Genomic DNA, 11,472 nt, shown 5'->3' with positions numbered 1-11,472 from the left:
GTGAGCACCATGGAGTATTTCATAATACCTGGAGACGTGGTGCAGATCTGGGTGGACGGGAGCATGGTACACGAAACCATCTCAGACCAAATTATACAGCGACTGTACGAAGGCGATATCATCAAGGGTGCGGTGCGGTATATCATTTTTCCGAGGAAGTTACGGAGATGAGCCAGTGTGTTGATTATCGACCGCTTTGAAGGAGAATGGGCTGTCATTGAATACGGCCGGAAAACCTTCAATTTCCCGAAAACTCTGCTCCCTAAAAAGGCAAAAGAAGGGGACGTTATTACGATAAGCATTTCCATAGACAGAGAAGCGACTGCAAAAAGAGAGAGAAACATCGAAAAGCTGGCCGACCAGCTTTTTGAGGATTGAAAGGAAGAGCGCCCTATGAAACGGAGCTTCTTTTTGTCTCTTCTCCTGGCCGTTTTGTTGGTAATTATTGCTGGCTGCGGTAGCCAAAGCGTTTCGGTAGTCAACAAAACCCCAGCGCAGTCAAGCGTTTCTGAAGCGTCGCCTCAGGCTGTACCAGCCCGGCAACCCAACGGCATTTCTCAGCCTCCTGTCTCCGGCAAGCTGGCAGTTCACTTCATCAACGTCGGCCAGGGGGATTCCATTCTGCTCCAGCTTCCCAATAACCAGACAATGCTTGTTGACGCCGGGCCGAACGAAGCTGGTCCTGCGGTGGTTTCTTATCTCCAGAAGCAGGGGATTAAGAGAATCGACTACCTTGTAGCAACTCACCCCCACGAAGACCACATCGGTGGGATGGACCTTGTAATAAACTCTTTCGACATCGGCAGGGTCTACATGCCCCGGGTCACCACCAACACGAAGTCCTTTGAAGACATGCTGCGGGCGATCCAGGCGAAGGGGTTGAAGATAACCCCTGCTCGGGCGGGCGTAGTCGTCCTTGACAAGAGCGGTCTGAAGGTTAATTTTGTCGCTCCCTGCAGCTCCGGCTACGATAATCTCAATAACTGGTCTGCTGCAACCAGGGTGCAGTTTGGGAACACTTCCTTCCTGCTCACCGGCGACGCCCAATCTGAATCCGAACATGAAATGCTTGCGTCAGGCGCAAGTTTAAAGGCCGACGTGCTCAAGGTCGGCCACCACGGGAGCTACAGCTCCACGACACCGGCTTTTCTGCGCGCCGTTTCCCCGAAGTACGCCGTCATCTCTGTCGGGGCGGGGAACGACTACGGCCATCCCCACCAGGAAACGCTGGCGAAGCTGGCCGGCAGCGGGGTCAAGGTATACCGGACCGACAGGGACGGGACGGTAATATTCGTGTCTGACGGCAAGACGCTTACGGTGAAAACCCTGGGCGGCACAATCATGCCCCGGGCGCCGAACGGGGCAACGTCAGCTCCGGTTGTTCCTGCGGCCAGTGGGGGATATATCGGGAATAAGAACAGTAAGAAGTTTCATCGTCCGGACTGCCAATGGGCACAGAAGATAGCTTCGTATAATCGGGTTGTCTTCAAAAGCAGGGAAGAAGTGGTTAACGCAGGGTATGTCCCATGCAAGGTGTGTAGGCCATAAGCTCGGAGATCTCGGTGAAGTGTAGGATGTGGAGAATGTGGACGCGTACCTCAGAAACAGGGCAATTGCAAATGTTTTCACGGTAGCGGTGTTTGACCATGAGTGACTGGCTCACCGCAACCGCAACGCTTTTCGCCGCGATAGCGGCTCTTTTGGGCTGGCTCGTCCAGAGGAGCGTCGGCAGGGCGGAAGCGCGGAGAATTGTCCTGGACATATACGAGAGATTCTTCACCAGGGAAGAGTGTCGCAGAATTCTCCGAGAAATCGCGAGGCAAAAGGAAGCGGGGGAATACCGCAAGTTCTGGTTGGACCTGAAGGACTCCCCACGCCCGGGCGAACTGGACGATGCGGACCTGGACGAGTATCTGGGGTACTTCGAGTTGCTGGGGGCGCTGGTCCGCCGCGGGACGGTGTTTTTCGAGGACGTGAACGACCTCTTCGGCTACTACGTGGAAACCGCGTGGGAGCACCCCAGCATAAGGGAGTACGTCGAAGAGATACGCAGAGAGTCTGGTGATCCTACTGCGTACGAGCACTTTCAGTATCTGGCCGGGCGGGTCGCGGCCCGCACGGGGGCGGACGTTCGGAAGGGGGAGGGGGGTTGGATGCGGTACTTCGGGTACGGGGCGGCCGCCTTTGCCGCTGCAGCGGCCGTTGCGGGAGGGGCGGTCGGCTGGGGGGTAGGGCAAGTGATACAGGCAGCTCTTGGCTCCCCGCCGGGGTTCCTGCCTTGGGGCGCTACGGCAGCAGGCGCAGGTTTGGGGCTTTTCGTCCAGATATTTGTCCTCACCTTATTCTCGCATAAGGAGAGGGAGGCAGGCCTCGCTATGCTCGTGCGCAGGGCCGAGCCAGAAGAAGCCTCTCAACACGCTAATCAAGCAGACCGCTAACTCGCCAGTGCCCCAGGGGGAGGTTTGGGTGAAAGGATGTGCTGGAGCAAGTGCCTGCACGCATAGTTAAGCAAAACCGTGAGATAAAGGAACTCTTCCGGGCAAAGATCCAGGAGAAGGTGAAGCGCGAGAGGGAAAAGATGCGGGAGCGGATCGAAGAAGAGGTACCTTCCTGGATCAGGTGGGCCGTTAAGCCGCTGGCGGAGTGGCGGTTCAACGCCGTGCGGGCTAGGGACAAAGCCAAAGGAGAAGGCGGGGAAGACAACGCTTTCTTGCATTTCTGGCTCCTTCTGCCGAACAGTTGGGTTGTGGTCAATGACGCCGTATTAGAGCCGGAGCCGGACGAGTTCGTCCAGATAGACCATGTGCTAATCGGGCCGCCGGGGATGTTTCTGGTGGAAACAAAGGCATGGGAAGGGGCCTTTCTGGGGTACAAGGACAACTGGAAGCGGAAAGAAGGGAATGCCTGGGTGCGCTGCGAGAGCCCCACGAAGCAGAACGCCAGGCACGCGCGGCTGTTCGCGAAGTGGCTGAGGGCCGCGTGGATACCCCTGCCCGCGCCCCCGGAGGAACTGATATATCCCGTCGTGCTGTTCACCCGCTGCCGGTGGCTCAAAGCCGAGGAGTGCTCCATGCCGGTGTTCGACAGCGGCACGGCGCTGGCTTTCTGGCTGCGGCGCCAGGGCAAGGACCGGCTGCTTTCGCCCGAGCAGGTGGACGCCGTGGCCGCGGCGGTCGCGGAAGCGAAGCCTTGGGAGGCCGGGAGGAGCGGGGCAGAGGTGACCAGGGGCAGGAACCGGCAGGGGCGGGAGTACGTCAAGGTGCGGGGCACGAGGGAGGAGGCCGAGGCCGTGCGGCGGGAGTACGCCGAGAGGGGATGCGCGGTGTCGGAGCTGGCGGCGGACAAATTTGAGGCTGGAAGCTGTTCTTCTATCTCGGCGGGTGATGGTGGTTCGGCGTTTCCTGCAGGGGTAGCTCTTCTTCGGCGGACTAAAGGTCCGGCGCGGGAGAGGACAGGGAGGGGCGGTGGTCGTCAAAACCGAAAAAGAATCCTGGTGCTTCTTCCCGGCGGAGCCAAAGAACTTTTGTAGGACGCTGGGAAAGAGGCTTGGCTCAGCGGTAGCATGCCGTTTGGAGGGTAAACGGTGAAAGCGGTTCGAGGAATAGAGTTTTGGCCTCGCTCGTTGCGGTTGTTTTGCTGCTTCTGGGCCCGGCCTGCGGAACCTAGGAGGATGCCTGAGCGGTCTACGTGCGGAACAGCGGCGGAAGGGGCGTTTCGGGCGACTGTTGTGCGGCAAAAAATCGATGCGGGAGCCCAGGGTTCTTGCTTCAGAGTTCCGAGGCGATTCGGGAAAACTTGGAGGAATTGGGGTATGGCGAGTATCAGGGTTGAAGTCAATAAAAGAGTTTTATCTTGGGCGCTAGAACGCGCGAAGGTTGGCACAGACCTCCAGCGTAAATTCCCGCGCCTTTCGGATTGGTTGACGGGCGCCGCACAGCCAACTTTGCGCCAGCTCGAAGAATTCGCCAAAGCGACCTCCGTTCCATTTGGCTATCTCCTGCTTCCAGAGCCACCGCAAGAGCGTTTACCTATTCCTCATTTCCGTACGCTTGTTGGAGTGTCTGCCGAACATTTCAGCGCAGACCTGCTAGATACGGTACAGATCATGCAGCGCCGCCAAGCATGGATGCGCGAGTATTTCATCGAACAAGGGCACGAACCATTGCCGTTCGTTCGCTCGGCATCTCCTCGGACAGATCCGCGCGTGGTCGCTCAACAGATTCGAGGAACCCTGGGACTCAACGCAGATTGGGCTTCTCGGCAGCCCAACTGGACGGTGGCGTTGCGTGTACTGCAAGAAAAGGCGGAAGATGCGGGCATTGTGGTCGTCGTAAGTGGTATTGTCGGGAACAATGCCCGGCGCAAGTTGAACGTGGAAGAATTTCGCGGCTTTGTGCTCGTGGATGAATACGCGCCCCTGGTATTTATCAATGGCGCTGATGGTAAAGCTGCACAGATGTTTACCTTGGCACATGAATTGGCGCACGTCTGGCTAGGGAAGAGCGCCTCCTTTGACCTGCGCGACCTGCAACCTGCGCCAGATGAGACAGAGCAGGCGTGCAACCACATTGCAGCAGAGTTTCTTGTGCCCGCGGATTCGCTGCGCGAATATTTGCCATCTGCCCGCCTTGATCCGGATCCGTTCCAGGCAATTGCTCGCCGATTCAAGGTAAGCGAGATTGTCGCCGCTCGCCGTCTCCTTGATTTGGATCTGATCAGCCGAGAGAAATTCTTCGACTTCTACCAGGAATACCAGGCGCGTGAACGCAGGCAGGCAGGCAGGCAGGCAGGCAGGCGGCGATTTTTATGCCACGCAAAGTCTCCGCCTTGGGCGGCGATTTGGCGAAGCTGTAGTGCGTGCAACAAAAGAAGGGCGGCTGCTCTATGACGAGGCATACCGCCTCACAGGGCTTTATGGCAAGACGTTCGAACGTTTTGCCGAATTTATCCTGGGGATGCGCAAATGAACGCGCCGTCAGTCTTTGTTCTGGATGCGAACGTCTTCATCAATGCGGCAAGACACTATTATGCTTTCGACATTGCACCGGCGTTTTGGGAGCAACTAGTGCAACTAGCTGCTAAGGGACGAATCGTTAGCATTGATCGTGTTCGGGATGAACTGCTACGCGGCAATGATGAACTAGCGGAGTGGGCAAAGAAGAATTTCCATGGTTACTTTGATGAGACGGTGGATGCAGCGGTACTGGAGGTCTATCGCCAAATCATGATTTGGGCACAACAACAGAGCCAGTTTATTGAAGCTGCCAAAGCGGACTTTGCCTGTGCAGACAATGCCGATGCCTGGCTAGCGGCCTATGCGAAAGTAAAAGGCTACATCGTGGTCACGCACGAGAAGTTCGACCCAAACATACGCCGAAAAATACCCATTCCGAACGTATGTCAGGCCTTCGGCGTGAGTTATGTGGATACTTTCGAGATGCTTCGTCTACTGGGTGTGAGACTAGGCTCATGATGAGGTTAAGTCTCTTCGATGAAGAGCTTGCGTTGGTATTTTTACCTCGGCGGCTGACCCTGCTGCGGTTGGAGGCGGCGGAGGCTGGCCGGAGGAGCGGGAGCGGCCTGCGTGTCCGCGCCGCGGCCACAGAAGAGCGGAGGGGCCTGGTTCCGAAGCGGCTGGGGCACTTTCCCCTGTCGGCGGTTGAAGGCCGGAACCTGCGCTTATCAACCCGGTTTTTCGGGATCCAGGCGGCGTGCGCTGCGCGGATCCCGGAATCCCGCCGCATGCCGGGCGGTACGGCTCAAGAAGGGGGTTTGAGTGAGAACTGCGAACCGAAGAATGATTGTGAAGCTGGCGTTGGCGCTGTTGGCGGCTTGGATGGCCTTTTTGCTGGCGGGCTGTGCTCGGCGGGCTGGCCCGGGGGCGGGCGGTCCGGACGCCGGCGGGGCCGGTTTCGTCCCTCTGTCGGGAAGCGAAGAGAGCCCCGAGAACGCCGGTATGCCGCACATTGAAGAGAGCGCCGAAATTTCCGGGGCGCCGCACGGGGAAAAGAACACCGAGAACCCCCAGGGCGGCTATCGTCTTATAGCCCGGAAGGATTATCCCTACGGGTCCGGTCCGGATGATTTCGGCATAGAGCGCGGGACGCCCCCTGTCGCATGCGGCAAGTTTTCCGCCGGAGGTGCGGAGGGGAACCTCTATGTCCTTGATCTGGTCAACCGGAAAGTTAAGGTTCTGCGAGGGACTGATGCCGCCCTTCTGAAGGTGGTGAAGCTCCCCGGCGAGGTGATGGGCAACGGGCGCGGCCTACCCGGGTACATCGACATTGCGGCTGACGAAAACGGCATTATTTACGTGGTGGCAGCCGAAGCCGGCCGCACCCGGGTAGTCGCGTTTGATGATACCGGCAAAGTGCTGTTGGTCCATCCCATCAGAGGGGGTAGCGAGAAAGGAGCCGCGCGGGCTAGTGAAAACTCGAGAGGGACAGGTGGTTTTATGTCTTGTGGACGTAGACCCGGAGGGCGAGCAGTATTCCTTTTACTCCTTCAAAGACGGGAGGCTCATGGAACGCCGCTACCGCATTGAAATAAAAGGTAATCAGAGGGAGGTTCTCGAGATCTCCCGGTTTGAAGGCAGCAGCATCGCCCGGCTGGGGCGGTACGGCGTGACCGGAGGCGAAGAAGCCATTTTGCTAGTACCGGCTTTGTCGAAGAGGATGGACTCGGGAACCTCTATCTGTGGGTGTCGGTTGAAAAACCGCCGGTGCGACTGGAACGCTTCAGAATGGGAGTGCTGAGGTTTTCGAGAGAGGGAAAGCTTCTTGATTCCCTATTCGTCCCTGAAAGCGATTACTTCGCAATGTACGATCCAAAGTTTTTTGGCGTTGGTCGGGACGGGAGCATCTATCAGGTGATCCCTGCGGAGGAGTCCCTCAAGGTCCGCGTGTGGGCCTTGAGGTAGGGGCCGGGCTGCAACGGATCCTTGGCGGCGTTCTCCCTGTGTCCAGGTGATGACAATACCGCCCAACGTAAAGTACGCAGACGTGTTCACTAGGCTCCAGCGGGAGGCGCAGGAGAAGGGAAAGGGTTTGTGGGGCGCGGCCCCGACGGTTGGGAAGCCCGCGGGTAAGGCGGCCTACGTGGGCAACAGGCGGTCGAAGGTGTTTCACCGTCCTGACTGCGAGTGGGCGCAAAAGATAGCCCCACAGAACCGGGTGGAGTTCAGAAACAGGGAAGAGGCGGTGAGGGCGAGGTACAGGCTGTGTAAGGTGTGCAGGCCGTGAGAGTTTTTCGCGTGCAAGTGGTGTATCCCTGTGATGTCAGGATCGCGGGGAAGATGCCTGAAGCGAATAGCGAAAACCATTTTTTTCGCTTTTTGCATAACTTTCCGGCACGATTTCCCTTTACTTGACCGGAAAGAACCCCTTTTTCGAGGAGCACTCTTTCTCCTGGGCGAGAGTTCTTGCCGCTGAATCGGAAGGCTCTGGGGGAAACTGTCGAAAGGAGGAGCAGGATGTCGAGGGGACCGAGGGTTACTGAGCGAAGCTACTACCCGGTTTTGATGGAGATCGTGCGCGAAGTAGGCGGGACCGCTGTACAGGAGGTCTCGTTCAATTCCGAGCCCGACATAGTGTTCGACCTGGCGGGACGAAGGTGGTTACTCGGAGTCAAAATTGGGGATGACGCGGCTATTCTGAGGCAGGGCTTCCTTCAGTACTTGCGACACAAGCGGGAGAGTCGCTTGGATCACGGCCTCCTCCTCTTCCTACCCCTGGAGGCCCGCCACGTCCCCGCGAGACACGAAGCGTTGTGGGAATTCTTGTGCACCACCAGGGCGTATTGCCTATTGGATACGCCCACCTTTCAGGAGGAGGTCGGCACGCTTACCTTTCCCGATTACCTGAGGAGAGTAGCGACGGAGATACTTCCCCGGGTGAACCGCGGGGAACGCAGTGCTTTCTCCCTGGTCTTCGCTATAAGAGTCCTGAAGCAACACATTCAGGCACTAATGCAGGAGGTTCACTTGACGGAAGACCAACTCCTCGATCTCGTAACGAACCCAGCCTTGTTTGCGGGCCTGGCTAATATCGAAGGCGAACGAAGGGAGCAAGTCGGGAAGTTCCTCGCGGCCTACATTGTCCTAAGCCAGATACTCTTCCTGCGCCTCTTGGGGACGGCGAACCCCGATGTCCTGCCACCACAACCTGTCACGTCATCTTCACTCCGGCGGGCGTTCAGGCGCGTTCTAGACATAAATTACCGGCCGATCTACTCCCTCGACGTTTTGGGTTCCCTCGAAGAGGAGTACATCAGGGACACCTTTGACATCATCTGGGGCCTGAGAGTCGAGGAAGTGCAACACGAACTGCCGGGTCGGATCTACCACGAGCTGATGCCACCTAGGATCAGGAAAATGCTGGCCGCTTTCTACACCCGCCCAGTCGCAGCGGAGCTGATGGCGAAGTTGTGTATTGAACGTTTTGACGCCCTCGTGTTCGACCCGGCCTGCGGTTCGGGGACGATCTTAACCTCCGCGTACAGGCGCAAGAAGGAGTGCTACTACAACGAGGGGAAGGTAGGCAACCCGCACCGCCGGTTTTGCGAAGACGAAATTTTCGGTATCGACATCATGCCCTTCAGCGTCCACCTAACTGCAGCCAACCTCGCTGCCCTCGACCCGCGGACGACGATCAGTCACACCCAGATAGGTCTTGCCGACAGCCTCGCGCTCCAGCCAGAAAACGACATCATTACCACGGGCCTCAGGCAACTCGCCTGGCTCTTCCCCGAAGGCGAAGCCAGGGGGTTCACCAGTATCGGCGAGGTCTTCGACATGACCTTGCCTCAGGTGGATGTGGTGTTGATGAACCCACCCTTCACTAAGCTCGAGCGGGGGATAGGCGACTACGTCAACTTGGAGCGATATGAACCGCTGTGCGGTAGCGAGGTCGGACTCTGGGGCCACTTCATGGCCCTCGCCTATGAGTTCCTGAAACCGGGTGGGGTGCTCGGTGCCGTCCTCCCCGTGAACGTCCTGCGGGGCAACGAGAGCCGCAGGGTGCGGGAATTGCTCTTCTCACACATGACCCCCTTATTTATCCTGAAGCCTGTCGTAAATTACGGCTTTTCCGAGTGGGCCGAGTACCGAGACATAATCGTGGTTTGCAGGAAGGAACGCGTACCGCGGAGCCACCGAGTAAAGTTCGTCCTCGTGAGGAAAGACCTCAACGCGCTAACCCCCGAGGATGTCGACCACGTCGTCCGGCTCGTTAAGACGCAAACCGACCTGCGACGGGAAGAAGAACCGGTCGAGATCGCTTCATTCCCGTGGGAGGAGGTCCGCGGACGCTTTGACAACCTCATGTGGTTCTGCGGCGCAACGAGCTTCGCGCATCGAGATTTCCTCATTGGCTTCGTGGAGAGAGCACGCAATATCCTCTCCTCGTTCCCTTTCGGGTACTTCCGCGAGGGTTATCGACCGGTGCCGCAAGGAGTGTCGAAGTTTCTCTTCCTGACGAGGCACAGTGACCCGAGCAGGGTGGAGCAGGCGTATCTCACGTTCGCGGAGGAGGACGAGAGAACGGTACGGGCCTGTAGCAGAGCCGGTATCTCATACACTCTTGAGAAAAACGCCTTCGCTCCCGCCCTCAGGACGGCCACCGGTCTCCGGACTTTGAACCTCAAGGGGAAGTGGGACTACGTCGCCACGAGACCCTACGCGCAGATCGGGCGGATCGCCCGCGCTTCTGGGTTCTCCCGCGGGGACCTGCTCGAAGACGCCCGATTCTGGCAACGCCTGACCGCGGAGCTGACGGCGACACAGTCGTATCTACTGGTCAACCACCGGATCAACCCATTCTCCCCGGGCAACTACCTCGTTGCCTTTGTCTCCCCGGAACCTCTGTCGCCAGCCAACACCCTCCACGCCACGGCAGAGCGAGACCTCGAGCGGGCGAAGGCCGTGGCAGTACTACTCAATTCCGCTTTCTTCTGGGCGTGGTTTTTCCTTCTCAAAGAGGAGTCGACGGGTCGCTGGATCAACTTGCGCCACCACGACCTATACGAGATGACCCTCTACCCAAGGGAGGAGCAGATACCCGCACTCTCGGCGGTCTTCGACGAGTTCGCTGAGGTTTCTTTCCTCGCCTTCATATACCAGGTGGATCAAGACTTCGACCGGAAGTACCAGAGTTACCGCGACTCCGTGCCAAGGCGGGCCGAACCGGACTTCACCGTTGCAGAATTCATCCCTGCCGAGGTCAGGCTCGCGTTCGACAAGGCGGTAGTCGCCTCCTTGAATCTTCCGGTGACGGAAGACGAGTTACTCGAGATCTACAGAATCCTTGCCAAAGAGATGATCGTTACAAAAGCACTGGCCAGAGACTGATCTGTGAGGAGAAATTTCGCAGGAGAGGTCCCCGCTGGCGAACGGAGACTACAGAAACTCTGTAGCCTCCGTTCTTCGAGAAAGGAATACAGGCTTTGTTCCGGCCGGGCGACCGGGTGGTGATTTGTTACGCGGCGGCCGACCGGCTCCCGAACCCGAAGTGGCGCGGCAGGAGCGGCATTGCCTTCATCGCCAGCCGCGGGTCGGGGTCGCGGAACGTTTTGGTGTCGACGGACAACGGGCCGGTGGTCGTGCCGCAGGGAACATGTGGGAGTCGGCACGCTTGAGGAGAAGACTGCAGCGAAGAGGGACGCGTTGAGTGCGTCACAGGGAAGACCGTATCGGAGGACCATGAGGCACCGCGTTCTCTCTTTCGAGGAGTTCGCCCGGCTTGCAGACAGGGTGCCGACGAACTCCCTCCGCGGTTCTGCCGGGACCTGAGTGGGGTCTTCGCGGCATCCGCGGAGGAGAAGCGGGAAGGAGAACTTCTTGTCCTCGGGGAATACGTCTGCGACCTTCTCGGTCCGTGTGTCATCCTCTACTACGGCTCGTTCCGGGCGTTCCTCGGGGCGTCCCGTAGCGAGGGTGGGAGCGGGAGCTGCGGAGGACGGTGCGGCACGGGCTGCGTCACCACCTGGAATCGCTGGCCGGGGTGGACTACCTTGCCCGGGAGGACGCGGAATTTCTGGCCCGGTTTTACAAGGAATGTTCTTCAGGAAAAAGGAAAAGGCAAAAAGGGCCCGTCGGCTGATCGGGATGGATACGTCGAAGAGTACCAAAGAGGCCGGTTGACTCTAAGAAAGGCGCGCACCAACACCTTTTTTGTTTGTGCGAGAGGAAATTCCCGCCGGATGTCGAAACCCCTAACCATAGGTTAGGGGTTCTGTTGGTTCAAGGCTGCTTTGCTTGCAGGGATGACTTCTCAGTTCAAGCATCTTATTCTCATTAAGGATTCTATTTGCAGGGGAGATAAGCCAGTGTGTTGATTATCGACCTTGCAAGGTGCGGTGCGGTATATCATTTTTCCGAGGAAGTTACCCTACCCTCTTATCCTTGTTACTGCGGTAGCAGGTTTTGGTTGAAAATAACCGGCTAATAAATGCAAATAGCATGCTATTTGCATGTAA

Annotated in this window: 11 protein-coding genes and 1 pseudogene; all 12 read left to right on the top strand. The window is 58.0% G+C overall.

Annotated elements, in window-relative coordinates; translation table 11 throughout:
- Window positions 1-177: 177 nt before the first annotated feature.
- The 12 genes and pseudogenes from HPY58_12695 to HPY58_12640 all read left to right on the top strand — a co-directional run bounded on the left by HPY58_12695 (window position 178) and on the right by HPY58_12640 (window position 11,096).
- Window positions 178-378, top strand: coding sequence for a DUF3006 domain-containing protein (locus HPY58_12695; protein NPV30479.1), 201 nt, complete (start codon window positions 178-180; stop codon window positions 376-378).
- A gap of 15 nt (window positions 379-393) precedes the next feature.
- Window positions 394-1,548 (top strand): MBL fold metallo-hydrolase, encoded by a 1,155-nt coding sequence (locus tag HPY58_12690; protein ID NPV30478.1) that lies wholly within the window; start codon window positions 394-396, stop codon window positions 1,546-1,548.
- A gap of 98 nt (window positions 1,549-1,646) precedes the next feature.
- Window positions 1,647-2,438 (top strand): hypothetical protein, encoded by a 792-nt coding sequence (locus tag HPY58_12685; protein NPV30477.1) that lies wholly within the window; start codon window positions 1,647-1,649, stop codon window positions 2,436-2,438.
- 50 nt (window positions 2,439-2,488) lie between these two features.
- On the top strand, window positions 2,489-3,529 hold the full coding sequence (locus HPY58_12680) for an NERD domain-containing protein (protein ID NPV30476.1): 1,041 nt from the start codon (window positions 2,489-2,491) through the stop codon (window positions 3,527-3,529).
- Window positions 3,530-3,811: 282 nt separating this feature from the next.
- Window positions 3,812-4,967, top strand: a pseudogene (locus HPY58_12675) (ImmA/IrrE family metallo-endopeptidase).
- The gene (locus HPY58_12670) at window positions 4,964-5,473 is read left to right on the top strand and encodes a DUF4411 family protein (GenBank protein ID NPV30475.1); all 510 of its coding nucleotides are present in this window, start codon (window positions 4,964-4,966) and stop codon (window positions 5,471-5,473) included. The pseudogene HPY58_12675 and the gene HPY58_12670 overlap by 4 nt, the downstream one beginning before the upstream one ends.
- A 303-nt stretch (window positions 5,474-5,776) precedes the next feature.
- Window positions 5,777-6,544, top strand: a complete 768-nt coding sequence (locus HPY58_12665; GenBank protein NPV30474.1) for a hypothetical protein — start codon at window positions 5,777-5,779, stop codon at window positions 6,542-6,544.
- Window positions 6,522-6,755, top strand: coding sequence for a hypothetical protein (locus tag HPY58_12660; protein ID NPV30473.1), 234 nt, complete (start codon window positions 6,522-6,524; stop codon window positions 6,753-6,755). The genes HPY58_12665 and HPY58_12660 overlap by 23 nt, the downstream gene beginning before the upstream one ends.
- The gene (locus HPY58_12655) at window positions 6,743-6,919 is read left to right on the top strand and encodes a hypothetical protein (GenBank protein NPV30472.1); all 177 of its coding nucleotides are present in this window, start codon (window positions 6,743-6,745) and stop codon (window positions 6,917-6,919) included. Before HPY58_12660 ends, HPY58_12655 begins: the two co-directional genes overlap by 13 nt.
- Before the next feature lie 49 nt (window positions 6,920-6,968).
- Window positions 6,969-7,241: a hypothetical protein gene (locus HPY58_12650; GenBank protein NPV30471.1), complete on the top strand. Its 273-nt coding sequence runs from the start codon at window positions 6,969-6,971 to the stop codon at window positions 7,239-7,241.
- 275 nt (window positions 7,242-7,516) lie between these two features.
- Entirely contained in the window at window positions 7,517-10,345 is a 2,829-nt protein-coding gene (locus HPY58_12645; protein NPV30470.1) for an N-6 DNA methylase, read from the top strand.
- A gap of 610 nt (window positions 10,346-10,955) precedes the next feature.
- Entirely contained in the window at window positions 10,956-11,096 is a 141-nt protein-coding gene (locus tag HPY58_12640; protein NPV30469.1) for a hypothetical protein, read from the top strand.
- Window positions 11,097-11,472 lie beyond the last annotated feature (376 nt).

Source organism: Bacillota bacterium, from assembly GCA_013177945.1.
Taxonomy (GTDB): domain Bacteria; phylum Bacillota; class DSM-12270; order Thermacetogeniales; family Thermacetogeniaceae; genus Ch130.
Note: the sequence above shows the minus strand (reverse complement) of the source record. Positions and strands in the feature narration are given on the sequence as shown.